This is a genomic window from Stenotrophomonas sp. YJH_SMC_25, assembly GCF_059369595.1.
This window is the reverse complement of sequence record NZ_JCAFSV010000005.1, coordinates 13772-35972: the sequence shown is the minus strand read 5'-3', so window position 1 is coordinate 35972 and position 22201 is coordinate 13772. Positions and strand designations below refer to the sequence as shown.

Sequence of the window (22201 nt, the reverse complement as noted above, 5' to 3'; positions counted from 1 at the left end):
GGCCTGAACGCCTCCCCGCAATGCAGGCGAAAATTCCTGTTGACGCCGTGCAGCAATATCGACACAATAGCGCTCCTTCGACGCAGGTCGAACGAAATCTGCGGGAATAGCTCAGTTGGTAGAGCGCAACCTTGCCAAGGTTGAGGTCGCGAGTTCGAGTCTCGTTTCCCGCTCCAGATTCAAGAAGAACGCTCCCGAAAGGGGGCGTTTTTCGTTTGTCATGACGTTGGCGGCACGGGGCGCTACATTCGCGCCATGGCATTGTCATGGCGGGCGTGATATCGGCGGCCTGGCGGGACGATTCCAGCGTTAGTGTCGCAATCGGAATGGCGGGGCGTATCGGTCGTGGGGATGACCGCAGGGGCGGGGCTCGGGGAAGTTGGCAACAAGACGTAATGGCCCGGATGTCGCACCAGCGTTCCGTGCGTCGCATGCAGTGAAAGGCTGGCGAAAGGCCAACGCCATCGTTGCCTGAACCGCATGCGTGCTGTGACCTTTTTCGGACCATTTCTCCATGTTCGCTCCACAATCGCACGGTAGCCTTCATGCTCCTTCTACACGTTGGCGGGCTGGTGGTCAGGCGTATCACTTCAGTGGCAGTGCCCAGGACAGGGCGCGGACTCTCCCTGCAGGCAGTGCTGCGCCCCGGTGCGTTGTTGGCAACCCTGGCCCTGGCCGGCTGCATGTCGGTGCCCGTCCCGGACCTGCCTGATCGCACACCCAGCGCCTGGACCCAGGTACCGCAGGGCCAGGGCGTGGCGGTGGACGCCAGGCAGTGGTGGAAGGTGCTGGCCGACCCGGCGCTGGATGGCCTGGTCGATCAGGCGGTCGCCGGCAATCTCGACCTGCAGCAGGCCACCTTGCGCCTGCAGGCCGTTCGGATCGTCGCTGGCACGTCCGACTCGCGTTTCCTGCCGGAAATCTCCGCCAGCGCCAAGCAGGTGCAGGACGCCGCCGCTGTCGATACCTACTTCCATGCCGGCATTGAAGCGATCTGGGACCTGGGCCTGTTCGGCGCCGCCGAGAGTGCGCAGCTGAGCGCGCAGGCCTCGGCCGGCAATGCCGAGGCGCTGCGCAATGCCGCGCAGGTAGCGGTGATTGCCGACGTGGTGCGCAGCTATCTGGACCTGACCGTGGCGCAGGCCCAGCAGGACCTGCTGGGCCGGCAGCAGACCGTGGATGACCGTGGCGAACAGTTGGCCCTGGTGCGCCAGCGCCTGCGCCTGGATGAGCCCGGCGAACTTGATCGCCTGCGTGCACGCCAGGCCGCGACCCGCGCCGCCATCGCACAGTCGCGGGAAAACGCGGACAACGCGGCCCGCGCGCTGGCATTGCTGCTGGGCCGCGATGGCCCGGATCCGGCCTGGCGCGCCTATCGCACGCCGCCGACGCTGGGCACGTTCTCGCTGCAGCAGGTCCCCGCCGATCTGCTGCGCCATCGGCCGCAGATCCTGCTGGCCGAGTCGGAAGTGATGCAGGCCGCCGCCAGCAAGGGCTCGGCGCGCGCCGCGATGTACCCGCGGATCAGCCTCGGCGGCTCCATTCTGTATGCCTACAACCTCACCCAGAACGCGCGCTCCAATTCCGACTCCAGTCCGTCGATCGGTCCATACGTCGATATTCCGCTGTGGGACTGGGGCCAACGCCGTGCGCGTTTCCATGCCGATGAGAAGCAACTGGACGCCGCGCTGCTCGGGTATCGCAAGGCCGTGCTGGAAGGCGTGAGCGAAGTGGAAGGTGCGCTGGGCAGCCTTGCACGCCAGGACAGCAGCATCCAGTCGCTGCGCGCGGCCAACGATGCCGCCAACCAGCAGGTCAAGCGCCAGGCGCGGCAGGTGCAGCTGGGCCTGTCCAGCGAGTTCGATGGGCTGGACACGCAACGTGCCGCGCTCGCTTCGCAGGCGGATCTGATCGGTGCGCAGGGCGCACGCGTGCTGGCGTTTGCTTCGCTGTACCGCGCCCTTGGCGGCGCACCGCTGCCGGTCGAGGCTGAGGGCGAACCGCAATGATCGCGCTGGCCCGCAAGACCCTGGCCTATGAGTGGCGCCGGTTCCTGCCGGTGGTGCTGGCGATGTGCTTCGCCGGCGTGCTGCTGATCGTGCAGGCGGCGCTGGTGCTGGGCATCTTCGGTACCGCCGCGATCTATGTGAAGGCATCTTCGGCCGATATCTGGGCCGGTTTCCCCGGCACCCAGAGCGTCAACTACGGCCACGCGATCAGCGCCGATGTGGAAAGCCACCTGCGCATGGATCCGGATGTCACCCGCGTCGAACCTTACGAGTGGGTGGATGGCGAATGGCGCTCCAGCGCGCAGGGTACCGGCAACGTGTCGGTGTATCTGTCCGGCATCTCCACCCGCGACGATGCAATGATGTTCGCGCGCATCCTGCCTGCCGACCTGCGTGCACAGCTGCGCGAACCGGGTGCGGTGATCGTCGACAGCGCCGACCTGGATACGCTGGGCGTGGACCTGCAGAACAACCGCGCCTGGATCAATGGCAAGGCCGTGCGCGTGGTTGCCGCGCAGCCGGGCCTGCGTGGCCTTGGTGGTGTCAACGTACTGGCTTCGCTGGATACCGCGCGCGCCATCGCCGGTACCGACCCACATGAGGGCAGTACCTACTTCGTGGCGGGCCTGCGCTCGCCTGACCTGGCCGACCGCGTGCGCGATCGCCTGGCCGCGTCAATGGGCCAGGCTACGCCGGTCGAGTTCTGGACCGCGCCGGAGTTCGCCAGCCGCTCGCAGCAGTACTGGCTGTTCGACACCGGTGCCGGCATCGCGGTGTTGTTCATGGCCGTCATCGTCTGCTTCGTCGGCGCGGTGATCACCAACCAGTCGTTCGCGTCGGTGGTGGCTGGCTCGGTTCGCGAGTACGCCACGCTCAATGCACTCGGCGCCGGTCGCTATGCGCTGGCGCGGGTGGTGTTCGAGCAGGCGTTGCTGATCGGCGGTGTGGGCATGTTGCTGGCGGCGGCCTTCAGTACCGTGGTGCTGCTGATCGCGCAGACCCAGCGCGTGCCGGTGCAGCTGACGCCAATGGTGATCCTTGGCTGTGTTGCCCTGGTTGCGGTGATGGCCATGCTGTCGAGCATCATGGCGGTGCGCAGTGTCGTCCGCTCCGATCCATCGTTGCTGTTGCGTTGAGGGCCGGCCGATGACTTCCACACGCGCCGTCGCCCCGACCCTGCGGGCCGATGCACTTGAAAAGGGCTTCATGTCCGGCGACGTGCAGGTGCCGGTGCTGCGCGGCCTGTCGCTGGACATCTATCCTGGCGAGCTGACCCTGGTATCGGGCCCGTCGGGTTGCGGGAAGAGCACGCTGTTGTCGCTGCTGTCCGGCCTGTCCGCGCCCGATGGTGGCCGCGTGCACGCACTTGGCCAGGATGTGGGGCACATGACCCGAAGCGAGGTGGAGCGCTTCCGCCTGCACCATGTCGGTTTCGTGTTCCAGGGCTTCAATCTGTTCCCGGCACTGACTGCGCTGGAGCAGGTGCAGCTGCCGCTGGGCTACCGCGGCATGCGCAATCGCGAAAGCGAACCGCTGGCGCGCAAGGCGCTGGAAGAAGTGGGCCTCAGCCACCGCAGTCACATGCGCCCGGCGCAGCTGTCCGGCGGCGAGAAGCAGCGTGTGGCCGTTGCCCGCGCCTTCGCCAAGTCGCCGACGCTGATCTTCGCAGACGAACCCACCAGCGCGCTGGACGCCGAGAACGGTCAGCGCGTGATCGACATCCTGCATCGCTACGCACGTGCGCATGGCGCCACCGTGCTGTGCGTGAGCCACGATCCGCGCCTGATCCGGCATGCGGATCGGGTGATCGCCATGGAAGACGGCATGGTCCGTGATGACCGCCGCCAGAACGAAACTGTAGAGTCCGCCCCATGACCAAGACGTCGCACCTGCTTCCCCTCAGCCTGGCCCTGTCCGCGGCACTGCTGCTCGGCGCCTGTTCCAGGGACGCGCCTGCGCCTGCGCAGTCGCCTTCGGGCAAGGCCGGTGCAACCGCCGTCGGCAAGGTCGCGGTGGCGCGCGGCATCATCGACGTCGAGGGTGGCCTGATCGCGCTGGCACCGCCGGTGGATGGTTCGATCACCGCCGCACCGGTGAAGGAAGGCGCCACGGTGAAGAAGGGGCAGCTACTGCTGTCGCTGGATGGTGCCTTGCTGCAGCAGGAGGTGGCGATGGCCAGCGCCGATCTCGCCCTGGCCAATGACCGCCTGAAGGGCAGCCAGGCGCAGCTGCGCGAACTGGAGCGCAACGTTACCCGCCTGTCCACGGGCGCCAGCGAGGGCGTGTCGTCCAACCAGCAGGCCGATGCGGCCAAGCAGCAGCTGGCTGGCGTACGCGCCGATGTTGACGTGGCCGGTGCGCAGGTCGACATGGCCCAGCACAAGCTGGAACACGCCAGGCTGAAACTGCAGCAGATGTCGCTGAGCGCGCCGGAAGCTGGCACCGTGGTCGGCCAGGTGCCGGGCCTTGGCGCATTCGTGCAGGCGGGCAAGCCGGCAATCTCCCTGCTGCCCGCGCGCCCGCTGCAGGTACGTGCCGAACTCAGCGCGGCCTACGCCGATGCCGTGCAGGTCGGCATGAAGGCTACCGTCGTTCCGGACAGCGATGGCGCCGAAAACACCAGCACGCTGCCGCCCGCACGCGTGGTACGCATCAGCCCGGTGTTCGCACAGGCACGCCTGCCTGAAGACGCTGGGCGTGGCGTGGCCAAGGTGGTGGAGTGCGTGCTGGAGTTCGATGGCGAGGCCAAGGCGCGCTTCGGCCAGCATGTGCGGGTGGAGTTCCGGAAGTAAGCCTAGTGCTGCGGCGGGGGCGCATCCGCGCGCCCTCGACGCCTGAGCACCCGCCATGCGCTCACCGCCGACACCAAGCACAGCGCCAGCAGTAGTCCCACGTCCAGCAGCAGCAACCACAGCAGGTGCATGCCGTGCACCGGTGGCTGGTGCATCGCCGACAGCATCCACGGCACCGACCATGCCAGCAGCAGGGCGAAGGCGATCAGCAGGCGCAGCCACAGTCGTTTCAGTCGCCACGGCCGCACGATCAAGGCGGCCACCACCAGTTCGACGGTGCCCAGCAACGCGAACACGATGACAGTGCTGGTCGGGTAGGGCGACTCGGCGCCTTCCAGGTGATGCAGCAGCCAGTAGTCTGGGGTGAAGCCGGCATTGACCAGTGCGGCGATCAGCGCCAGCCAGGTCAACGCAACCAGCAACCAGAATAGGCGGACGTAGCGTCTAGGCATCGGCGGTGTCCGTGGCGGCAGGCAGGCGCTTGCGTGATGCATACCACGCGGTTGTGGCGATCGCGGCCAGTGCCAGCAGGCCGGGCCCGAGGGTGAAGTACAGCAGGCGCAGCGGATGGTTGTGCATCAGTGTCCAACTCGCGAACGCCAGGGGAATCGCCAGCACCAGCAGCTTGGCAAACAGTGGCCGCAGCACCGCGATCAGCGGCTGGGCGCCAATGAACATCCAGAACAGATAGAACTGGGCGATGCCCAGGCCGATGTCACGATGTGAAGCAAAGCCGAAATGGTCGCGATACCAGTTCATTCCCATCGGCATCAGCGCCCAGTACAGCAGGGCCACCAGCAAATGCAGCAGCAGGGCGATCAACAGAGGCGTGCCGCGAAGGAACATGGGCGAACGGGGCCGGGCGGGGCAGCGTACCCCACTGCGGACGCCCGTGACCGCATGATGTGAAGACTGTTGACGGCGTGAAGGAATTTGGACACAATAGCGCTCCTTCGACGCAGGTCGAACGGAATCTGCGGGAATAGCTCAGTTGGTAGAGCGCAACCTTGCCAAGGTTGAGGTCGCGAGTTCGAGTCTCGTTTCCCGCTCCAGATTCTACAGGGCCCCCGCAGGGGCCTTGTTTTTCTCCCGCCACGGCAAGGTGGGGCACGTTGGGCCACAAGGCTTTGCGCGCAGTCAGAAAAGTGAAATCGCTGGTGTGTTTTCCGGATTTCCGGTAGCATGTCGGCTTACGCGGGAATAGCTCAGTTGGTAGAGCGCAACCTTGCCAAGGTTGAGGTCGCGAGTTCGAGTCTCGTTTCCCGCTCCATGTTCCGACAGGCCCCATCTTGGGGTTTTGTCTTGTCAGGGCCCAGTTCCTGGCGCGCAGTACGTTGGCCTCATGGCAGAGTGGCTATGCACCGGATTGCAAATCCGTTTACAGCGGTTCGATTCCGCTTGAGGCCTCCAATTGAAAAGCCCTGACTCCGGTCAGGGCTTTTTGTTTTTCTGCGATCTGGAATGGGTCGCTCGAGCGCTATGATCGGGTCTGGGCCTTAGCGGACTTCATGCGGATGACTCCCCGACACATCGTGGAAACCTGGATCGAGCGCTTCAACGCAGGCGATGCTGCTGGCTTGGCGGAGCTGTATCACCCCGACGCGATCAATCACCAGGTCACCCAGGACCCGATCAAGGGCCGCGATGCGATCCGTGCCACCTTCGAGCGTGAATTCGGCACTGCTGAAATGGTCTGCATTCCCGAAGTCATCCATGAGGCCGGCAATGTCGCCGCGCTAGAATGGCGCGACCCTCTTGGTCTGCGAGGATGCGGTTTCTTCACGGTTGACGAAGGATTGATCACGTTCCAGCGCGGCTACTGGGACAAACTCTCGTTCCTGAAGATGCACGGTCTTCCGATCGAGTGAGCCGCAAGGCCGGGCGTCATCTGTGCCGCCTTCATCGTGTTCTGAGCGGCTACAGCCTGGCCAGCGTCTGCACCGTGGCCTGCGTCAGCGGCTGGGGCAGAGCATCCATGGCAAACCAGCCCAGCCCGGTCTGCACGCCCGGCTCCTGGATGGAAGCCTCGGCACCCGCAAGTGCCCGTGCCTCGTAGATAGGCGCGACCCAGTGCTGCGCAAGCGCCGGCTCGAAATGATCGGCCACGCACAGCAGGCGCAGCAGCGTCACTTCCAACGCCGTCTCCTCGCGGACTTCGCGGACCACGGCAGCCTCCACCGTTTCCATCCAGTCGACTTTGCCGCCGGGCAGGCCCCAATGCCCGCGCTCCGGATCGCGTCCGCGCTGGATCAGCAGGATGCGGCCGTCGGCATCACGGACGACGGCGCCGCATCCAACGCGGGGAATCTGCAGTTCAGTCATGGCGGTGAATGAAGGAGGGACGGTTTTCATTCTTGCATGCACACCGCATCAGGCGAACCCGCGCTAGGCTGGGCACCTGCGCATCAGCAACCTCACAGGTGTGTCGCATGCTTATCCGGCAACTCAGCGCTGACGACGCCGATATTCTCTGGCAAGCACGGTTGCAGGCGCTTCGCGAGTCGCCCGCTGCGTTCCTGTCCACGCTGGCCGAGGCGCAGAATGAGACAGCAGACGTGATGCGCGCCCAGCTTGCTGATCCCGGCACGCGTTATTTCGGCGCTTTCATCGACGGCAAGCTTGCGGGCTTCCTGCGCTACGTACGCCCGATGCGGATGGCGCGACGGCATACGGCGGAAGTGCACAGTGTCCATGTGGGCACCGGCCACCGTGGCCAGGGTGTCGCCCGCCAGCTTCTTCTTGCTGCGTTTGCATCTGCGCGCGCCGAGGGCATTGAATCGCTCACCCTCACGGTGCTGGAGGACAATGCTGCTGCGCGCGGGCTGTATGAATCGCTGGGTTTCAGCGTACTCGGCAGGGAGCCGCGCGCAGTCAAGCGCGAGGGCATCTACACGGATATCGTCTCGTACTGGATCACATTGCACTGACAGTGAAACGTTAGCGCGGGCCCGGTCATATTTCCGTGGCACGATGGGCCTGGACCCACATTCATTCGACGAAGATAGGGCAATGCACGTTCAGGTATGCCGCTGGCAAAGCGTAGCGCCGGAACACCGTCAGCAGGCGGTGGATCTGCTCCAGCAGGCTTTCCCGGACATGCAGGGCGAGGGCTACGCCATCCCGGGGCCGGTCGCTCTGGTCCTGGCGATGGGAGGTGATCAGGTTGTCGCACATCTCGCGCTGTACGAACGCAACGTACTGCTGGATGGCGAGCCGGAACGCATAGGCTTGATTGGCGGCGTGGTGGTGCGTGCCGACGTTCGCCGGCAGGGCGTTGCCTCGCGGTTGATCGAAGCGGCCCATGCAGAGCTGCGCCGGCACGGTATCGATTTCGCCGTGCTGTTCGCCCTGGATCATCGGCACTATGCTTCTGCGGGCTATGTACCGATGCAGAACGAGACCTGCTTCATTGAAGACGGCCACGTACGCAGGTTCGTCTATCGCGGCGGCATGGTGGCCGCGCTGGGAGCGCGCCGCTGGACCACGGCCTTGCTCGATCTGCAGGGCGAAACGGTCTGAACGGCGCCAGCGTGCGGTCGCCACCAAACCACCGTATCGTGGCGGTTGTCCAATGAACCAGGGAGCGGTGCAGGATGAAGGGGAAGGTAGTGATGGCGATGCTGCTGCTGGGGTGTTTCCCGCTGGCATCGGCCCAGGTCTACAAGTGCAAGGGCGCTTCCGGTGAAACGGTATACAGCCAGAATCCCTGTGCTGCCGGCGCTGAACCCATGAAGCTGCGTTCCAGCCGTTCCTCCACGGAAACGGCGGGGGAGGCATCGAACCGCGCGGCGGTGTACCAGAACACCGAACTGGCCGACGCCGCTATCGCCGAGCGCAACTGCGTGCAGGGCGAGCGCTCGCGCATCTACGGTCCGCTGGAGTCGCGCAGCCAGCAGATCGGTCGGCAGATCGCCGAGTTGAACCGGCAGATGGCCGCGTCGAGCAACAACCTGGCCGGCGCAACCCGTGACTCGGGCATCCGTGCGCAGATTGCCAGCCTGCAGCAATCGTTGAGTGCCGAGCGGATGGCGGCGGATACACAGATGGCGAGTGCGCGCGAACAGTGCGCCTCGACCCGGCGTGAACGCGAGCGCTCGGTGCGCGACAAGTTCAGCAACGTACCCGCGGGTACGCCATGAGTCGTTCCCGCTAGGCGGGAAGGCGCATGGGTGTCTCCGCACGGAAGTTGCGCCCAACCGGCGCGCTCACGCCCAGGTAGTGCCGGAACAGGTAGATCAGCGGTTTCCAGCGCGTCACATCGATGTGCTGGGTGCCGTGCACGGTGATGTCTTCGTGCGCATGCACGCAGCGGATGCGGCCTTCGACGATCACGAAGCCCTGGCCATCATCCTCGCCGGGTGGATGCATCGCCATGACGGTGGCCTCCACCTGCAGCGGGCACTCGGCAATGGCCATCGGAGCAACATGCGTCGACACGACGGCAGTGAATCCGCCCAGTGCGAACTTGTCGCGCACGTGCACGTAGCCCATCGCCTGCTTGGCGGTCGGCACCGGGTTACAGCCGGTTGCCCGCGCGATCGCCTCGACCTGTGCGGCCTGCGCGGATGAGGGGAAGTTCAGCACGCACTCGCTGCGCAGCTGCAGGTTGCGATACCCCTGGCCCTGCGTACCGAGACCCAGCACTACCCGGTTGCCCAGCGCCCAGAACGAAGAAAGCGGGCTGATGTTGCTGCTGCCGTCGTCATTCAACGTGGTCATCAGCAGCACGGGCGTGCCTGGGTACAGGACCGAAGGGGTGATGCGGCGGCGATGGATCGAAGCGGTCTTCACGGCAGGTCTCGCGGTTGCGGGCGAGCACTGTGCCGCGCAGTCGGCTGCTGACGCTTCGGCCTGCATCGAACTGTTGGCAGATGACGGCATGCCACAATGGGGCATGGTCCACACCTCCGGTTCCCTTGTCAGTGTCGGTGCCCTGGTCGGGGACCAGGCGCGTGCCGCCATGCTGCTGCAGTTGATGGATGGACGGGCCTACACCGCGATGGAGCTGGCGCGCGTGGCCGGGGTAACGCCGCAGACGGCGAGCACGCACCTGCGCAGGCTGGTCGAGGGCGACCTGCTGGTGGCGGTGGCGCAGGGGCGTCATCGCTACCACCGGCTGGCATCGAGCGAGGTGGCAGAGATGCTCGAAGGCATCCTGCGCGTGGCCGACCGTACCCCTTCGTGTACCGCTGCGGCCACGCGCAGCATGCCTGCACTGCGCGAGGCGCGTTCCTGCTATCGGCACCTGGCCGGCGTGCACGCGGTCGCCATCACCGATCGCCTGCTGCAGGCGGGGCATGTACTGCCATGCGAAGGGCATTGGCAGATCAGCGCTGGAGGCGCCGCATTCCTTGCCGGACTGGGCCTGCCGTTGCGCGAGCTCCTGCAGCAGCCGGTGGCGGCCAACCCGGCGCGCTACTGCCGTGGCTGCCTGGACTGCACCGAACGGCGGCCACACCTGGCAGGGCTGGTCGGTGAGGCGATGCTGGATAGTTTCGTGAACAACGATTGGCTGCGGCGCGTCGAGGGCCGGCGCGAACTACGGCTGACGCCACCCGGGCGCGAGGCGTTGTGGCGGCTCTTCAACCTGGCGACCTGAGCGGCGCGGCCAGTCTCAGTCACCCGCGACATGGCAAGGCGTTATGGTCGAGTTCCACGTCTCAGGGAGCTGCAATGGCGAGCAAGGACATCACGGGTCGCTTCGGGCACGGAGCGAATCGGAAATGAACAAAATCATGGCAGATGTGCGTTGGCTGACCTTTCGGTTGAAGAACGGGCAATCCATCGGGCCGGAGCGGCTGAAGGACGGATGGGTGATAGCCTCGGAAACCGCCCGCTGCGAGGTCCGCCGCGAACATATCGAGGGATCGGGCCTGGTGTATGCCCTGTATGCGCCGGCCAACCTGGCCTCACCGCGGCGCGCGGAAATGCGCATGCGCGAATTCCTGATGAGCTCGGGCTACACCTTCACGATGGGCACGCTGGGCGGCTGATCCCCGCCTGCTGCGGCCACGGGCGCACGGCCAAGACCTGGCCGAGCGCGCCGATCTGACCGCGCGCATCGAACGGCACTGTGCTGGTCGGCCGACACCCGGGTGGCCAAACGGCACCGACATGTCGAAGCCCAGCCACTCGCCTTCGGGCATGCCGAACAGGTGCGCGGTCGGATCGAGGGGAGGCGGCACATGCTGCGCGGGTCCCTGCACCGTAAGCGTTACCAGCGTGGCGGACGCGTTTCGCTACGCGATGGACTCAGCGTTGCACTGTCTTCAAGGCATCGACAACCTGTGCTTCAGAGAAGCCACAATGTCCTTCGCCCACCGATGGCAGTACCCGTGGCGCTGGCCGCGCACCTGCGTGTGCGGCCAACTGCGGATACACCGTCTGCATGTGCGGCACGATGGTCGGGTCGTTGTGGTTGAACTGGATCACCAGCGGGCGCTGCAGTGCGCCGGTCAGCGCCAGCGTCGCGCGCACCCTGGCCTGCGCGGCAGGTACAGCATCGATGCGCCGCACCCCGGCGTTGAATGCGGCGTCATCGCCGAAGCCGCTGTAGACCATGCCCCTGTTGCCGACCGGCATGCCACCGCTGCGTGTGGCCAGCTCGTGCAGGACCAGGGCGTGCAGGCTGATCGTGCCGGCCACTTCATCGGGGGAAACCTGCAGCCGCTGCGCCAGCAACGCGGCATGCGCCGGGTCGCGTTGCAGCGCGGTGACGATGCCCTGGTAAAGCTCGCTCTGGGGCAGCATGGCTGCTTCGCGCGACGCCAACCCGGTGACCGGCAGCCCCTCAGCTTTGGGGAAGAAATAATCGAACGCGACCAGTGTGGTCAGCAGGTCGGCCGCGATCTGTTCGCCACTGAGATTGGCGCCGCACAGCGACACACCACCGGCATAGTGCTGCGGGAAACGCTCGAGGCTGCCAATGGTTACGGCACCACCCATCGAGAAGCCCAGCATCCAGGTGTGTCGCACGCGCTTGAGTTCACCCAGGGCATGCTGTCGCAGGTGTTCCATGTCGGTGATCGCCTCGGCCACCGCCCAGCCTTGGCTGGAATACGCGCTCTGCGCGACGGCGTAGCCCGCGCCCAGCAGTGCTGCGGTGCTGTCACCGGCGGCCATCGGCGTGGTGCGTGGCACGCCCACGGGCTCATAGCCATGGGCCAGCATCACCAGGTCGCCGTTCCAGTCTGCCGGTACATCCAGCCGCCAGGGGGCGCCCTGCAGCTCGCCGCTGAGCGTGCGTGGTTCCGTGGTTGGTGCTGCCAGCGATGCCGTCGAAGCATGCAGCAGGCCAAGGGCGAGGGCACATCGAAGCAAGGGGCGCATCGTGGTCATTCCATGCGGGAATGGCGCAGAGCATAGATGCCAGCGGAATGTTGCGCGCGCTGCACTGCCGCAGGGGATTGCGGGCCGAACAGGCGGCGCTCTACGCTGGCGACATGGTCCCGCACGTCACCGCGTTGATTATCCGCATTCCCCACGGGAAGGCGGGGTAGCGCGCGGTCGTCACGGCCCTGCAACCCGCCCGGGAAGGCGGATTGCATGCAGCGCTCTCCCGGGAACTGGAATCCACCGAGGAGATCGCAGATGCAACACCCTTCATCCGCCGATGGCGGCGCAACCCTGCACCTGCTGTGCGGCAAGATCGGCGCAGGAAAATCGACGTTGTCGCAACAGCTGGCGGCCAAGCCTCGCCACGTATTGATCAGCGAAGATGCCTGGTTGGCCACGCTGCACCCGGGCGAAATCCACTCCGTCGCCGATTATCTGCAGCGCGCAGCCACGCTGCGCAGCGTGCTGACCGATCATCTGCGTACGCTGCTGCAGGCCGGCGTCTCGGTGGTGCTCGATTTCCCCTTCAACACGCCCCCCACCCGCGGGTGGGCACGTGAGGTGTTCTCGCCAGTGGGCGCCGCGCATCAACTGCACTTCCTCGATATCGCCGACGAGGTCTGCAAGGCGCGGCTGCGTGCACGCAATGCATGCGGCGAGCATCCCTTCCAGGCCAGCGATGAGGAATTCGAGCAGATCACCCGCCACTTCGTTGCACCGGCCGCAGAAGAGGGTTTCATGGTGATGCGCTACACCGAGGCAGGCCCGGCATAGCGCGGTCGGCTCAGTCGCCGAATGCCGGCTTGCCTTCGGTGGCGGTGCGCACGAGCGTCCTGCGGAAGGTCTCGACCAGGGGGCGCAGGTTGATGCGGTGCCAGGCCGCCCACAGCGGTGTGCGGTAGCTGAACCACGGCAGCTCGCGCAGCACCACGCCGTCCGGCGCCTGGTGATCCAGGCTCTGCTGGACGGTGGTCAGGCCCAGGCCGGCGGCAACCAGGCCAAGCGCGGCCAGTGGCTCGGTCGCTTCCATGGCGATGGTCGGGGTGAACCCGGCTTTCGCACACGCGGCGATGAAGGTGTCGTGGCGCAGTGCGTTTTCCCTGTGCATCACGCCGATCCACTGCTGGCTGGCCAGATCCGCGGGCGTGATGATTTCTGCGCTGGCCAGTGCGTGCGCTGCCGGCACGGCCAACAGCATTGGGTCGTTCAGCACCTGCGTGGCCTCCAGGTCCGGATCGTCGAACGCCGGTGGTTCGCAGACCAGGGCGATGTCCAGGCTGCGTTGTCGCAGGCCTTCCAGCTGCACGTCCGACTGCTGGTTGTAGAGCGCGATATGCACCGCCGGGCGATCGCCGCGCAGTTCGCGCAGGGCGGTGGGCAATACGCCGGAGTGCATCGCGTACTCCAGATAGCCGATGCACAGGCCGCCTTCGTCGCCGCGGCCGAGCCGGCGTGCCAGCGATTCCAGCCGGTTGGCATGGGTCAGCAGGGCCCGCGCCTCGGCCAGGAAGGTACGGCCATCGGCGGTCAGCCGGATGCGCTGCTGCGAGCGTTCGAACAGCTGCAGTTCCAGCCGTTCCTCCAGCTGGGCGATCTGCCGGCTGAGCGGGGATTGGGAGATGTGAAGGCGCTCGGCAGCGCGGCCGACGTGTTCATCTTCGGCGACGGCCACGAAGTAGCGCAGTTGGCGGAGGTCGAGCATAAGACCTTGTGGGACTCAAGATAATTAAATTATGTCTTGGACAGTCTTATCGGGCAAGCCTAGCCTGTGCCTCAACTTCAACAACCTCCCCAAAGGGGAACCCATGAGCATCAACACGCTGCTGGCTGGCAAGACCCTCGGCTTCGGTACCGCGCCGCTGGGCAACATGTTCCGTGACATCCCGGAAGCCGAGGCCCAGGCCACGGTGGACGCGGCCTGGGAACAGGGCACCCGCTACTTCGATACCGCCCCGTTCTATGGCGCAGGCCTGGCCGAGATCCGCCTTGGCGACGCGCTGGCCAAGCGCAACCGCGATGACTTCGTGCTCAGCACCAAGGTCGGCCGCCTGATCCTGGACGAAGTGGAAGACACCAGCGCCCGCGACCTTGGCGAGAAGGGCGGCCTGTTCGTCGCCGGCCGCCCCAACAAGCTGGTCAACGACTACTCGGCCGATGCCACCCTGCGTTCGATCGACGACAGCCTCAAGCGCCTGAAGACCGATCGCCTGGATATCGTCTGGGTGCACGACATCGCACAGGACTTCTATGGCGATGAGTGGCTGTCGTACTTCGAGACCGCACGCCGCGGTGCCTTCAAGGTGCTGACCCGCCTGCGCGAGGAGGGCGTGATCAAGGCCTGGGGCCTGGGCGTCAACCGTGTCGAGCCGATCGAGCTGACCCTGGACCTGGACGAAGCCCGTCCGGATGGCTTCCTGCTGGCAGGCCGCTACTCGCTGCTCGACCACGAGCGTGCGCTGCAGCGGGTGATGCCCAAGGCGGCCGAGCGCAACACCGGCATCGTGGTCGGCGGTCCGTACAGCTCCGGCGTGCTGGCCGGTGGCAGCCACTTCGAGTACCAGAAGGCGTCGCCGGAGATCCTGGCCAAGGTCGAGCGCATCAAGGCCATCGCGGCCGAGTACGGCATCAGCATCAAGGCGGCCGCGTTGCAGTTCTCGCTGGCCAACCCGGCAGTGGCTGCGGTGATCCCGGGCGCCAGCCGTCCCGAGCGCATCGCCGAAGACTACGCCGCACTGAAGGAAATCATCCCGGCCGGGTTCTGGCAGGCGCTGCGCGCCCAGGGCCTGGTCGCGGCCAACGCCCCGCTGCCGATTGACAACATCTGAGTCCCGAAGGAGACATTCCCATGGCAACTGCTTCTGTATCCATCACCGTGCCGACCCCGGCCGACCAGGTCTGGAACCTCATCGGCGGCTTCGATTCATTGCCCGACTGGCTTCCGTACATTCCCCAGAGCACGCTCAGCGAAGGCGGTCGCGTGCGCCATCTGGCCAATCCCGATGGCGATGCCATCGTCGAGCGCCTGGAAGCCTTCGACCAGGCCGATCGCAGCTACACCTACTCGATCCTGCAGGCCCCGTTCCCGGTCAGCGGCTATCGATCCACCCTGCGTGTGGTCGAGCAGGGCGACGGTTCGCGGATCGACTGGTCCGGTGAGTTCACTCCGGTGGGCGTCAGCAACGAAGAAGCGTCCGCGCTGTTCGAGGGCATCTATCGCGATGGCCTGAAGGCCCTGGAAACCACGCTGGCCGGGTGAATGCCCGTGTGGCGTTGACCGCATGCAGGCGCCCCGGCCGGTCCGGGGCGTCTGCGTGTCAGGGTGCGGGCGTCGGTGCACCGCAGGCGACGCGATGCATGGGAAAGTCCATTGCCTGCTTCGGATTGTCCTGCGCGATCTCGATGCGCGCATGTGCGCGCTGGTCGTCGAGGCGCCGGTAGTGGATACGTTGTGGGAAGTCGTTGGCAGGATTCTCGAAGACCGCCTCGTTGGCATCGACCCGGGTGGCGTTGAAATCCGTGGCGTTCTGGCCAGAGGGCAGGGCAGTCAGCACCAGGCGCCCATCATCGTGCTGGCGCAGTTGCATGAACTCGAAGCCGACGGTTCGCCCGTCGCGCAGGCTGCGGCTGCTGCCGAACAGGGTGTTTCCAGCCAGGCTGGTCCATTGCTCGCCGGCACCGGGTGGCTGCCCATCAAGCTGCCAGCAACCGGCCAGCCAGGCCAGGTGTTCGATCTTCGAGGGTGAGGCGGATAGCGCGTGCGGGGCCGCGAGCAGCAGCGGCAACAGGGCCAGGGCGATGCGGAGTGACATCGGTGCCTCCATGCGCGGGAATGTGCGGCCTGTATAGCGCCCGCCAGATCATGCGGCCAGTGCCGTCCTTTCCAGTGCCGATTCCGATACGATCTGTCACATTGAGCTTGTCTCGCTTGACCCGGAGTCCCGTCATGGTCGACCGTCTCGCCATTCTGCTTGAACGCTTCGCGGTCACCGCCTCGGTGTTCCATGCCGGTGCGCTGTGCGGCATCAACACGCTGGAGGGTGAGGATGAAGCCGGGCAGCTGCACCTGGTGCGACGTGGCCCGCTGCAGGTCAGTCATGCCCAGCAGACCGTACAGGTGGATGTGCCCAGCCTGCTGCTGTATCCGCGGCCGATGCCGCACCGCTTCAGTACCGACCCACAGCAGGGCGCCGACATGGCCTGCGCGAACCTGCATTTCGAAGGCGGCCGGCTCAATCCGATCAGCGCCGCGTTGCCGGATTTCATCTGCCTGCCGCTGGCTGGGCTGTATGGCGGCAACGCAGCGCTGGAGTTGTTGTTCGAAGAAGCGTTCGAGCAGCGTTGCGGGCGCGCGGCGATGGTCAACCGCCTGTTCGAGGTGGTGATGATCCAGGTGCTGCGCCAGCTGATGGAAGGTGGCGAAATGCGCGGCGGTCTGTTCGCTGGGCTTGGCCACCCGCGATTGCGGCTGGCGCTGGTGGCGATGCACGAAGCCCCGGCGCAGGGGTGGACGCTGGAGGATCTGGCCGAGGTGGCCGGCATGTCACGCAGCGTGTTCGCCGCCAGCTTCCGCGAAGCGATGGGGACCACCCCGGGCCAGTACCTGCAAGGCTGGCGGGTCGGGTTGGCACAGCAGGCGCTGCGCCAGGGCCGGCCGCTGAAGCGGATTGCCGACGAGGTGGGCTATGGCAGCGAGGCGGCACTCTCGCGCGCGTTCAAGGCGCACACGGGGCAGTCACCACGCGAATGGCGCGGACAGGCGCGTGCTGGCGCGGCCTGAGCCTCAGCCCAGCACCAGCCGGGCCAGCTTCATGCCACCGAACAGGCCGGCCAGGCCCAGCGCCACCGAGCCACCGGCATACAGCGCGGCCAGTCCGTGCTGCCCGCGCTGCAGCAGCAGGCCGATCTCCAGCGCATAGGTAGAGAACGTGGTGTAGCCACCAAGGATGCCGGTGGCGAGCAACAGGCGAAGCTGCGGCGAGGCACCATTGCGCATCGCGAAGACCTCGACCACCACGCCCATCAGCAGGGCGCCACTGATGTTGATCAGGAAGGTCGACCACGGCCAGGGGCTGCCGACGGCCACTCGGGCGCCGATCAGGTTGCAGGCGTGGCGCAGGCAGGCACCGATGCCGCCGCCGACGAAGACCAGGAAATAGTTGTTCAATGCTTGCATGGCGTGCCTCGAATGCGGGTTCGCAGGGTCAATGGCGAACGCCGAGGGCAGGCAAGACCTGCCGTCGACGAACACCGGGTTCGTCCTGGCAGGAGCCATCAGCCTTCTCAGGCGGTTATCGGGGGAGCCCCATCCCCATCGCGGTCCATGCTACCAGCGGCGGTGCATTCACGTCATCGAGGTCGTCAGCACGCGGGCCACCTTGCTGCGGCTGAAGCCATCCATCAGCAGTTCGAACGCGAGCAGGTCCAGCGCCGCGTGGCGGCGGTGGTCGATTTCCAGGCGATTCTCGGCCACCAGGTGACTGACCAGCTCGTAGGCGTCCTGCCAGACGTCAAGGTGGGCCTGGCTGGGAATGTAGGCGTTACCCGGCTCCCCGACGCCGCGCCCGTTCACTCCATACAGCAGCTCGCGTGCGTCCAGCTTGGCCGCATCGGCGATGCGGAACAGCTGCTCGGCTTTCACATGGGACGCACTGACATGGTCGTTGAGCCAGTTGCTGATGGTTGCCGTGGTGGATTTGGCGGCGCGGGCCAGATCGGCCGGGCGGGGGTGCCCGGCTTTCTTCATGGCGGCGGCGAGTCGTTGGCCGAGAGTATTCATCTATGCAAGCCAGCTTAACGCGTGGAATGCGAAGAATCCTTGCCGCAAGAATAAGTCTGGTTAACAAAAGGGCAGACCATGACCGAATTCTGGAACAAGCGGCAGGTGCGCACGCGGCTGGGGTTCCAGACCGATGCGGAGCTGGCGCGCTTCTTCGGCATCAGCCGTTCCGCAGTATCGCAATGGCCGAAAGACTTCCCGATCCCCGCTCTGCGGCAGTACATCCTGCATCAGCGTTACCCGAACCTGTTCCCCGCAACGGGCGCCGCCGAAGTCGAATCCGCCTGAATTACGCCGCCTTTTGTCGCATTTAGCGTGCTAAGCGCATTCTGTTAAGTACACTTAGCAAAATAGGAAAAACTGATCGTTTTGGCAGTACCTATTGTCGACGCCTACCGGCTGCCGGACAGGTGGCTGGGGCGCGTTGTCGGCTTCACCCCATCCGGGAGGGGCGGGGTCCCGTATGTGGTTTCGTGAACGATTAATAATTTCAATCGCGAAAGTCGCTGCATGTAATTGACCTGTCGTGAAATCTGTGACTAATTTGGATCAACCGGGCGTGAAGCCTGGGAGTCTTTCAGTAGCACGCAAGTGAGTCGGTAGACCGTCAACGATGCAGAACAAGTCCAACGGAGGTCGTATGGAATACGGCATGCATGGCTTGGCTGAACGGGTACGCCGCGAACTGGAAGCCAGCTATCACAAACACGGATGCGGTCCGGCGTTCTGGGATACCTACCAGCAGGTGCTGGACCGGCTCGTCCCGCAGGGGACCGAGCGTACCGAGTTCACCAACGAAATGGCGCTGATCATCGAGCAGCTGGGCATTGTCCGACGCGCGCAGCTGGTACCACCGCACGCCGACGGGCCGCGTTGATTCAGAGCAGGCGCCAGGCGCCGCAGGCAAGCAGCGCCAGCAGCAAAGACAGCAGGGCCAGGGTCCGGGGGCGCCACCAGCGCTTCGGTTGTCCGGCCATCGCCTGCGGACTGCAGTAGCGCACCAGCCCCGGACCGAACCCGGCCCGGTGCTGTTGCTGTGCGCAGGCCTCCAGACAGGCGCCGCAGGCCAGGCAGTCGGCCTGCGGCCCCTGGCGGATGTCCAGCTGCATCGGGCAGGCGCTGATGCAGGCCGCGCAATCGGTGCAGTCGCCAAGACGGTCGGCGCTGAAGGTCGGCATCGGTCCGGCCAGCAGCGGATGCGCGGCGCGGAACACGTAGTCCTGTGCAGTGGTCGGGTCGAGCAGGCCGCGGCCGCGGCCCAGCACGCCGCCCAGGCCGGATGGGCGAGGCCCACGTGGCTCGCCGCGGCGGGCGTCGTACAGCATGCGCGGCGTATGTGGATCGGTCAGCAGCGGCTGCATGCGTGCGAACGGGCACAGCGAACGGCAGACCTGCTCGCGCAGGAAGCCGGCGTTTGCCCAGGTGGCGGCGGCATAGAACAGCACCCAGAACGTTTCCCAGCCGCTCCAGCCGGCACGCGGCGCTGCGATCACCAGCTCGGCGATCGGACTGAACAGGCCCACGAAGGTGATGCCGGTCCACAGCGAGAGCAGCCCCCAGGCCAGCTGTGTGGCCGCGCGCGCAACGCGTGCCGGAAGCGTGCGGGCCATGCCGTCGGCGATCCAGTCGAAGGCACGGCGCCACAGTGTCTGCGGGCAGGCGTGGCCGCACCAGATGCGCCCGGCGAGGTGGGTGAGCAGTGCCAGCCCCACCGCGAGCACCGCCAGCAGGCCGACCAGCACCCCGACGTCTCCCGGCCACAGCGTCCAGCCGAACAGATCGAAGCGGCGGGCGTTGATATCCAGCAGCAAGGCCTGGCGGCCGTCCCAGTGCAGCCATGGCAATGCGTAGAACAGCACCAGCAAGGCGGCGCTGAGCGTGCCGCGCCAGTGCCGTGGTCTCGGTGTGCAGGTCGTACTCATCCCAGCGGCAACTCGTCGTCGTCGCCGCTGGGCATCGGTCGCTGCAGGTACCAGGTGATCGCGCTGGACAGCGCCGTCACCGTCCAGAACATGAAGAAGCCTGCCGTGTAGCCCATTTCACGGCTGATCTGCGTGCCCGGGAAACTGATGGCCTGCAACCGCAGCGGGTCGACGAAGGCGAAGAACACCACGCTGGCCAGGCCGGCAGCGATGAAGCTGGGCCAGAGGATCGCGCCCCATTGCTGGATCAACTGCTGGCGACGGTTGGGAGAGGGTCTGTTCATGCTGTCCCGGATCGAAAAGTGGGCGGCGCGTATACTCGCCTGGGTTGGCGCGGCATCCGCAGGGCATGCTTCCTGCAAGCGTGCCAGCCTAGGTGCAGCGGACTGCGCCGACATTGATCTGGATCAACGGTGGTGCCGGCCGGCTGCGGCACACTGCCGGCACGCTTTGGGTACCCCGATGAACGCAACGCCGCCTGTCCTTCCTGTCGCCTCGCCCGAGCTGTGCACCGAGCAGGAAGTGACCCGCCTGGTCCACGACTTCTACGCCCGCGTGCGCGGGGAGGAGCGATTGGGGCCGGTGTTCGAGGCCCACGTCCACGACTGGCCGGATCATCTGGCCCAACTGGTCGACTTCTGGTCGGCGATGCTGCGCGGCACCCGGCGCTTCAAGGGTTCGCCGATGTCCAAGCACATGGCCATCGAGCTGGACAAGGATCTGTTCGACCGCTGGCTGGTGCTGTTCCGGATCACCACCGCCGAATGCAACAACCCGCCGATGCAGGAGCTGGCCAACGACGTGGCCGCGCGCATCGGTGACACCTTCTGGAAGCGCTACCAGATGCTGCGATGGCCGCAGGTCGGCCTGCCGGTGCTGGCGATGCCCGCCAAGGATTGATCTGGGTCAAGGCGGCGCAGGCCGCCCGGCGCGATGCTGGCGCCATGGACACGTTCTCTCCCGCCGCTGGTGGCCTGGCCTGGACCTTCGACCCCGACCTTCTGCGCCGGCACGACCGGCCGGGCCCGCGCTACACCTCGTACCCGACCGCGCCGCATTTCCATGATGGTTTCGACGCGCCGGCGCTGCGCCAGGCGATCGCCGACAGCAACCAGCTGGCCCGCGCGCTGTCGTTGTACGTGCATGTGCCGTTCTGTTCCAGCCCGTGCTTCTACTGCGGCTGCAACCGGGTGATCACCCGCGATCGCGGCCGTGGCCACAGCTATGTGTCGCGCGTGCTGGCCGAGGCCGATCTGCTGGCACCACAGTTCGAGGACGGGCGCGAGGTCATCCAGCTGCATCTGGGCGGTGGTACGCCGAACTTCCTCGATGCCGAGGCGATGACCACACTGGTGGAAGGGTTGCGCAGGCGCTTCGATTTCAGCGATTCACCGCAGCGCGATTTCTCGATCGAACTCGATCCACGCTTCATCGACACCCGTGACGTCGCCATGCTGGCGCGCCTGGGCTTCAACCGGGCCAGCCTGGGCGTGCAGGATTTCGACCCGCAGGTGCAGGAATCGATCAACCGCATACAGGGCGTGCAGCAGACACTGGACATCCTGCGCGCCTGCCGCGACAGCGGCATGCGTTCGGTCAACGTCGACCTGATCTACGGCCTGCCCGGGCAGAGCCTGGAAGGATTCGGCCGCACCCTCGAACGGGTGCTGGCGCTGCGCCCGGACCGCCTGGCGGTGTATGGCTACGCGCACCTGCCGCATCTGTTCCGGGCACAGAAGCAGATCGACGAAAGCCGGTTGCCGTCGCCGGAAGACAAGCTGGCGCTGCTGGGCCTGGCGGTGGAGAGGCTCTCCGCGGCTGGCTACCAGTACATCGGCATGGATCATTTCGCATTGCCGGAAGAGGATCTGTCACGCGCGCAGCGTGCCGGCCAGCTGCATCGCAACTTCATGGGTTACACCACCCACGCCGATACCGATCTGCTCGGCCTGGGCGTAAGTGCGATCAGCCATATCGGCGCCACCTACAGCCAGAATCCACGTGACCTGGCGTCCTGGGAGGACGCGGTGGACCAGGGTCAGTTGCCGGTCTGGCGCGGTGTCGCGCTGAGTGCCGACGACCAGCTGCGCGCGGAGCTGATCCAGCAGCTGATGTGCCAGGGCGAGGTGGATGGTGCGGTGCTGGGGCAGCGCCACGGCGTGGATTTCCAGCAGTACTTCGCCGAGGACCTGCGTTCGGTACAGCGGCTGCAGGAAGATGGCCTGGCCGAATACCGCGATGGCGTGGTGCGTGCGAGCGAACCCGGGCGACCGTTGCTGCGGTTGCTGGCAATGTGCTTCGACCCGTATCTGCGTGCCGCACATGAGCAGCCACGTTACTCGCGGGCGATCTGAAAGCCGGATGTGC

29 protein-coding genes, 4 tRNA genes and 1 riboswitch are annotated in these 22201 nt (G+C 66.0%); of the genes, 22 read left to right on the top strand and 11 right to left on the bottom strand.

Annotated elements, in window-relative coordinates; all coding sequences use genetic code 11:
* Positions 1 to 100: 100 nt before the first annotated feature.
* From AC5P7E_RS08315 to AC5P7E_RS08295, 5 genes are all read left to right on the top strand, one after another.
* Positions 101 to 176 (top strand) — tRNA-Gly (locus AC5P7E_RS08315).
* 369 nt (positions 177 to 545) lie between these two features.
* Positions 546 to 2009, top strand: coding sequence for an efflux transporter outer membrane subunit (locus tag AC5P7E_RS08310; RefSeq protein ID WP_060380151.1), 1464 nt, complete (start codon positions 546 to 548; stop codon positions 2007 to 2009).
* On the top strand, positions 2006 to 3145 hold the full coding sequence (locus AC5P7E_RS08305) for an ABC transporter permease (protein WP_060380152.1): 1140 nt from the start codon (positions 2006 to 2008) through the stop codon (positions 3143 to 3145). The genes AC5P7E_RS08310 and AC5P7E_RS08305 overlap by 4 nt, the downstream gene beginning before the upstream one ends.
* 10 nt (positions 3146 to 3155) lie before the next feature.
* Entirely contained in the window at positions 3156 to 3884 is a 729-nt protein-coding gene (locus AC5P7E_RS08300; protein WP_012479691.1) for an ABC transporter ATP-binding protein, read from the top strand.
* Positions 3881 to 4801 carry an HlyD family secretion protein gene (locus AC5P7E_RS08295; RefSeq protein WP_099484730.1) on the top strand — a complete coding sequence of 307 codons (921 nt, stop codon included), beginning with the start codon at positions 3881 to 3883 and terminating at the stop codon, positions 4799 to 4801. The genes AC5P7E_RS08300 and AC5P7E_RS08295 overlap by 4 nt, the downstream gene beginning before the upstream one ends.
* Positions 4802 to 4803: 2 nt before the next feature.
* Here the strand turns inward: AC5P7E_RS08295 and AC5P7E_RS08290 are convergent, their stop codons facing one another.
* The gene (locus AC5P7E_RS08290; RefSeq protein WP_099484729.1) at positions 4804 to 5253 is read right to left on the bottom strand and encodes a hypothetical protein; all 450 of its coding nucleotides are present in this window, start codon (positions 5251 to 5253) and stop codon (positions 4804 to 4806) included.
* A complete protein-coding gene (locus AC5P7E_RS08285) occupies positions 5246 to 5647 on the bottom strand; it encodes a hypothetical protein (protein ID WP_099484728.1) in 402 nt (133 codons plus the stop codon). Before AC5P7E_RS08285 ends, AC5P7E_RS08290 begins: the two co-directional genes overlap by 8 nt.
* 130 nt (positions 5648 to 5777) lie before the next feature.
* Between AC5P7E_RS08285 and AC5P7E_RS08280 the strand changes: the two genes are divergently transcribed.
* From AC5P7E_RS08280 to AC5P7E_RS08265, 4 genes are all read left to right on the top strand, one after another.
* Positions 5778 to 5853 (top strand) — tRNA-Gly (locus AC5P7E_RS08280).
* A 142-nt stretch (positions 5854 to 5995) separates the two neighbouring features.
* A tRNA-Gly gene (locus tag AC5P7E_RS08275) sits at positions 5996 to 6071 on the top strand.
* Between the two features lie 66 nt (positions 6072 to 6137).
* Positions 6138 to 6211, top strand: a tRNA-Cys gene (locus AC5P7E_RS08270).
* A gap of 122 nt (positions 6212 to 6333) precedes the next feature.
* Positions 6334 to 6669 carry a nuclear transport factor 2 family protein gene (locus AC5P7E_RS08265; protein ID WP_231347490.1) on the top strand — a complete coding sequence of 112 codons (336 nt, stop codon included), beginning with the start codon at positions 6334 to 6336 and terminating at the stop codon, positions 6667 to 6669.
* A 49-nt stretch (positions 6670 to 6718) separates the two neighbouring features.
* Here AC5P7E_RS08265 and AC5P7E_RS08260 read toward each other — a convergent pair whose 3' ends face one another.
* Positions 6719 to 7123 carry an NUDIX hydrolase gene (locus AC5P7E_RS08260; protein ID WP_060380016.1) on the bottom strand — a complete coding sequence of 135 codons (405 nt, stop codon included), beginning with the start codon at positions 7121 to 7123 and terminating at the stop codon, positions 6719 to 6721.
* A gap of 107 nt (positions 7124 to 7230) precedes the next feature.
* Here AC5P7E_RS08260 and AC5P7E_RS08255 point away from each other — a divergent pair, with 107 nt between their 5' ends.
* From AC5P7E_RS08255 to AC5P7E_RS08245, 3 genes are all read left to right on the top strand, one after another.
* On the top strand, positions 7231 to 7728 hold the full coding sequence (locus tag AC5P7E_RS08255; protein ID WP_060380015.1) for a GNAT family N-acetyltransferase: 498 nt from the start codon (positions 7231 to 7233) through the stop codon (positions 7726 to 7728).
* 82 nt (positions 7729 to 7810) lie between these two features.
* Positions 7811 to 8320: a GNAT family N-acetyltransferase gene (locus AC5P7E_RS08250; RefSeq protein ID WP_231347489.1), complete on the top strand. Its 510-nt coding sequence runs from the start codon at positions 7811 to 7813 to the stop codon at positions 8318 to 8320.
* 74 nt (positions 8321 to 8394) lie between these two features.
* Positions 8395 to 8940 carry a DUF4124 domain-containing protein gene (locus AC5P7E_RS08245; protein ID WP_060380013.1) on the top strand — a complete coding sequence of 182 codons (546 nt, stop codon included), beginning with the start codon at positions 8395 to 8397 and terminating at the stop codon, positions 8938 to 8940.
* 10 nt (positions 8941 to 8950) lie between these two features.
* Here the strand turns inward: AC5P7E_RS08245 and AC5P7E_RS08240 are convergent, their stop codons facing one another.
* Complete coding sequence (locus AC5P7E_RS08240; protein WP_060380012.1) at positions 8951 to 9592, bottom strand: flavin reductase family protein; 642 nt, start codon at positions 9590 to 9592, stop codon at positions 8951 to 8953.
* 103 nt (positions 9593 to 9695) lie between these two features.
* On the opposite strand from AC5P7E_RS08240, the gene AC5P7E_RS08235 reads away from it, so the two are divergent.
* Together AC5P7E_RS08235 and AC5P7E_RS08230 are read left to right on the top strand one after the other, a co-directional pair.
* On the top strand, positions 9696 to 10400 hold the full coding sequence (locus AC5P7E_RS08235) for an ArsR/SmtB family transcription factor (protein WP_059033950.1): 705 nt from the start codon (positions 9696 to 9698) through the stop codon (positions 10398 to 10400).
* Positions 10401 to 10524: 124 nt separating this feature from the next.
* Positions 10525 to 10794, top strand: a complete 270-nt coding sequence (locus AC5P7E_RS08230) for a hypothetical protein (RefSeq protein ID WP_060380011.1) — start codon at positions 10525 to 10527, stop codon at positions 10792 to 10794.
* 259 nt (positions 10795 to 11053) lie between these two features.
* Here the strand turns inward: AC5P7E_RS08230 and AC5P7E_RS08225 are convergent, their stop codons facing one another.
* Complete coding sequence (locus AC5P7E_RS08225) at positions 11054 to 12130, bottom strand: alpha/beta hydrolase family protein (protein WP_099473635.1); 1077 nt, start codon at positions 12128 to 12130, stop codon at positions 11054 to 11056.
* Positions 12131 to 12391: 261 nt separating this feature from the next.
* Here AC5P7E_RS08225 and AC5P7E_RS08220 point away from each other — a divergent pair, with 261 nt between their 5' ends.
* On the top strand, positions 12392 to 12910 hold the full coding sequence (locus AC5P7E_RS08220; RefSeq protein WP_099473637.1) for a P-loop nucleotide/nucleoside kinase family protein: 519 nt from the start codon (positions 12392 to 12394) through the stop codon (positions 12908 to 12910).
* A gap of 10 nt (positions 12911 to 12920) precedes the next feature.
* Here the strand turns inward: AC5P7E_RS08220 and AC5P7E_RS08215 are convergent, their stop codons facing one another.
* A complete protein-coding gene (locus tag AC5P7E_RS08215; RefSeq protein WP_005412840.1) occupies positions 12921 to 13838 on the bottom strand; it encodes a LysR family transcriptional regulator in 918 nt (305 codons plus the stop codon).
* A 103-nt stretch (positions 13839 to 13941) separates the two neighbouring features.
* Here AC5P7E_RS08215 and AC5P7E_RS08210 point away from each other — a divergent pair, with 103 nt between their 5' ends.
* Both AC5P7E_RS08210 and AC5P7E_RS08205 read left to right on the top strand, forming a co-directional pair.
* On the top strand, positions 13942 to 14961 hold the full coding sequence (locus tag AC5P7E_RS08210; protein ID WP_049449138.1) for an aldo/keto reductase: 1020 nt from the start codon (positions 13942 to 13944) through the stop codon (positions 14959 to 14961).
* 20 nt (positions 14962 to 14981) lie between these two features.
* Positions 14982 to 15392 (top strand): SRPBCC family protein, encoded by a 411-nt coding sequence (locus AC5P7E_RS08205; protein ID WP_005408917.1) that lies wholly within the window; start codon positions 14982 to 14984, stop codon positions 15390 to 15392.
* A 58-nt stretch (positions 15393 to 15450) separates the two neighbouring features.
* Here AC5P7E_RS08205 and AC5P7E_RS08200 read toward each other — a convergent pair whose 3' ends face one another.
* Complete coding sequence (locus AC5P7E_RS08200; RefSeq protein WP_043034343.1) at positions 15451 to 15945, bottom strand: DUF6265 family protein; 495 nt, start codon at positions 15943 to 15945, stop codon at positions 15451 to 15453.
* Between the two features lie 134 nt (positions 15946 to 16079).
* Here AC5P7E_RS08200 and AC5P7E_RS08195 point away from each other — a divergent pair, with 134 nt between their 5' ends.
* A complete protein-coding gene (locus tag AC5P7E_RS08195; RefSeq protein WP_005408919.1) occupies positions 16080 to 16913 on the top strand; it encodes an AraC family transcriptional regulator in 834 nt (277 codons plus the stop codon).
* A 3-nt stretch (positions 16914 to 16916) separates the two neighbouring features.
* Here AC5P7E_RS08195 and crcB read toward each other — a convergent pair whose 3' ends face one another.
* Both crcB and AC5P7E_RS08185 read right to left on the bottom strand, forming a co-directional pair.
* Positions 16917 to 17309 (bottom strand): fluoride efflux transporter CrcB, encoded by a 393-nt coding sequence (gene crcB / locus AC5P7E_RS08190; RefSeq protein ID WP_005412844.1) that lies wholly within the window; start codon positions 17307 to 17309, stop codon positions 16917 to 16919.
* An 82-nt stretch (positions 17310 to 17391) separates the two neighbouring features.
* Positions 17392 to 17455, bottom strand: a riboswitch (Fluoride riboswitch).
* A gap of 22 nt (positions 17456 to 17477) precedes the next feature.
* Positions 17478 to 17879, bottom strand: coding sequence for a transcriptional regulator (locus AC5P7E_RS08185; protein WP_060380008.1), 402 nt, complete (start codon positions 17877 to 17879; stop codon positions 17478 to 17480).
* A 111-nt stretch (positions 17880 to 17990) separates the two neighbouring features.
* Here AC5P7E_RS08185 and AC5P7E_RS08180 point away from each other — a divergent pair, with 111 nt between their 5' ends.
* The gene (locus AC5P7E_RS08180) at positions 17991 to 18200 is read left to right on the top strand and encodes a helix-turn-helix domain-containing protein (RefSeq protein ID WP_005408922.1); all 210 of its coding nucleotides are present in this window, start codon (positions 17991 to 17993) and stop codon (positions 18198 to 18200) included.
* Positions 18201 to 18552: 352 nt separating this feature from the next.
* The gene (locus tag AC5P7E_RS08175; protein WP_005408923.1) at positions 18553 to 18789 is read left to right on the top strand and encodes a hypothetical protein; all 237 of its coding nucleotides are present in this window, start codon (positions 18553 to 18555) and stop codon (positions 18787 to 18789) included.
* Between the two features lies 1 nt (position 18790).
* Here the strand turns inward: AC5P7E_RS08175 and AC5P7E_RS08170 are convergent, their stop codons facing one another.
* Positions 18791 to 19834, bottom strand: a complete 1044-nt coding sequence (locus tag AC5P7E_RS08170) for a 4Fe-4S dicluster domain-containing protein (RefSeq protein WP_088436360.1) — start codon at positions 19832 to 19834, stop codon at positions 18791 to 18793.
* Entirely contained in the window at positions 19831 to 20118 is a 288-nt protein-coding gene (locus tag AC5P7E_RS08165) for a hypothetical protein (protein ID WP_005408925.1), read from the bottom strand. The genes AC5P7E_RS08170 and AC5P7E_RS08165 overlap by 4 nt, the downstream gene beginning before the upstream one ends.
* Before the next feature lie 178 nt (positions 20119 to 20296).
* Here AC5P7E_RS08165 and AC5P7E_RS08160 point away from each other — a divergent pair, with 178 nt between their 5' ends.
* Entirely contained in the window at positions 20297 to 20734 is a 438-nt protein-coding gene (locus tag AC5P7E_RS08160) for a group III truncated hemoglobin (RefSeq protein WP_111118172.1), read from the top strand.
* Positions 20735 to 20778: 44 nt separating this feature from the next.
* Positions 20779 to 22188, top strand: coding sequence for an oxygen-independent coproporphyrinogen III oxidase (hemN, locus tag AC5P7E_RS08155; RefSeq protein ID WP_060380273.1), 1410 nt, complete (start codon positions 20779 to 20781; stop codon positions 22186 to 22188).
* The last annotated feature ends 13 nt before the right edge of the window (positions 22189 to 22201 follow it).

What these genes read in the sequence shown, in the direction of transcription:
- AC5P7E_RS08310 (WP_060380151.1), top strand. Translation starts at nt 546, where the DNA reads ATGCTCCTTCTACACGTTGGCGGGCTGGTGGTCAGGCGTATCACTTCA.
- AC5P7E_RS08305 (WP_060380152.1), top strand. Translation starts at nt 2,006, where the DNA reads ATGATCGCGCTGGCCCGCAAGACCCTGGCCTATGAGTGGCGCCGGTTC.
- AC5P7E_RS08300 (WP_012479691.1), top strand. Translation starts at nt 3,156, where the DNA reads ATGACTTCCACACGCGCCGTCGCCCCGACCCTGCGGGCCGATGCACTT.
- AC5P7E_RS08295 (WP_099484730.1), top strand. Translation starts at nt 3,881, where the DNA reads ATGACCAAGACGTCGCACCTGCTTCCCCTCAGCCTGGCCCTGTCCGCG.
- AC5P7E_RS08290 (WP_099484729.1), bottom strand. Translation starts at nt 5,253, where the DNA reads ATGCCTAGACGCTACGTCCGCCTATTCTGGTTGCTGGTTGCGTTGACC.
- AC5P7E_RS08285 (WP_099484728.1), bottom strand. Translation starts at nt 5,647, where the DNA reads ATGTTCCTTCGCGGCACGCCTCTGTTGATCGCCCTGCTGCTGCATTTG.
- AC5P7E_RS08260 (WP_060380016.1), bottom strand. Translation starts at nt 7,123, where the DNA reads ATGACTGAACTGCAGATTCCCCGCGTTGGATGCGGCGCCGTCGTCCGT.
- AC5P7E_RS08255 (WP_060380015.1), top strand. Translation starts at nt 7,231, where the DNA reads ATGCTTATCCGGCAACTCAGCGCTGACGACGCCGATATTCTCTGGCAA.
- AC5P7E_RS08250 (WP_231347489.1), top strand. Translation starts at nt 7,811, where the DNA reads ATGCACGTTCAGGTATGCCGCTGGCAAAGCGTAGCGCCGGAACACCGT.
- AC5P7E_RS08245 (WP_060380013.1), top strand. Translation starts at nt 8,395, where the DNA reads ATGAAGGGGAAGGTAGTGATGGCGATGCTGCTGCTGGGGTGTTTCCCG.
- AC5P7E_RS08235 (WP_059033950.1), top strand. Translation starts at nt 9,696, where the DNA reads ATGGTCCACACCTCCGGTTCCCTTGTCAGTGTCGGTGCCCTGGTCGGG.
- AC5P7E_RS08230 (WP_060380011.1), top strand. Translation starts at nt 10,525, where the DNA reads ATGAACAAAATCATGGCAGATGTGCGTTGGCTGACCTTTCGGTTGAAG.
- AC5P7E_RS08225 (WP_099473635.1), bottom strand. Translation starts at nt 12,130, where the DNA reads ATGCGCCCCTTGCTTCGATGTGCCCTCGCCCTTGGCCTGCTGCATGCT.
- AC5P7E_RS08220 (WP_099473637.1), top strand. Translation starts at nt 12,392, where the DNA reads ATGCAACACCCTTCATCCGCCGATGGCGGCGCAACCCTGCACCTGCTG.
- AC5P7E_RS08215 (WP_005412840.1), bottom strand. Translation starts at nt 13,838, where the DNA reads ATGCTCGACCTCCGCCAACTGCGCTACTTCGTGGCCGTCGCCGAAGAT.
- AC5P7E_RS08210 (WP_049449138.1), top strand. Translation starts at nt 13,942, where the DNA reads ATGAGCATCAACACGCTGCTGGCTGGCAAGACCCTCGGCTTCGGTACC.
- AC5P7E_RS08205 (WP_005408917.1), top strand. Translation starts at nt 14,982, where the DNA reads ATGGCAACTGCTTCTGTATCCATCACCGTGCCGACCCCGGCCGACCAG.
- AC5P7E_RS08200 (WP_043034343.1), bottom strand. Translation starts at nt 15,945, where the DNA reads ATGTCACTCCGCATCGCCCTGGCCCTGTTGCCGCTGCTGCTCGCGGCC.
- AC5P7E_RS08195 (WP_005408919.1), top strand. Translation starts at nt 16,080, where the DNA reads ATGGTCGACCGTCTCGCCATTCTGCTTGAACGCTTCGCGGTCACCGCC.
- crcB (WP_005412844.1), bottom strand. Translation starts at nt 17,309, where the DNA reads ATGCAAGCATTGAACAACTATTTCCTGGTCTTCGTCGGCGGCGGCATC.
- AC5P7E_RS08185 (WP_060380008.1), bottom strand. Translation starts at nt 17,879, where the DNA reads ATGAAGAAAGCCGGGCACCCCCGCCCGGCCGATCTGGCCCGCGCCGCC.
- AC5P7E_RS08180 (WP_005408922.1), top strand. Translation starts at nt 17,991, where the DNA reads ATGACCGAATTCTGGAACAAGCGGCAGGTGCGCACGCGGCTGGGGTTC.
- AC5P7E_RS08175 (WP_005408923.1), top strand. Translation starts at nt 18,553, where the DNA reads ATGGAATACGGCATGCATGGCTTGGCTGAACGGGTACGCCGCGAACTG.
- AC5P7E_RS08170 (WP_088436360.1), bottom strand. Translation starts at nt 19,834, where the DNA reads ATGAGTACGACCTGCACACCGAGACCACGGCACTGGCGCGGCACGCTC.
- AC5P7E_RS08165 (WP_005408925.1), bottom strand. Translation starts at nt 20,118, where the DNA reads ATGAACAGACCCTCTCCCAACCGTCGCCAGCAGTTGATCCAGCAATGG.
- AC5P7E_RS08160 (WP_111118172.1), top strand. Translation starts at nt 20,297, where the DNA reads ATGAACGCAACGCCGCCTGTCCTTCCTGTCGCCTCGCCCGAGCTGTGC.
- hemN (WP_060380273.1), top strand. Translation starts at nt 20,779, where the DNA reads ATGGACACGTTCTCTCCCGCCGCTGGTGGCCTGGCCTGGACCTTCGAC.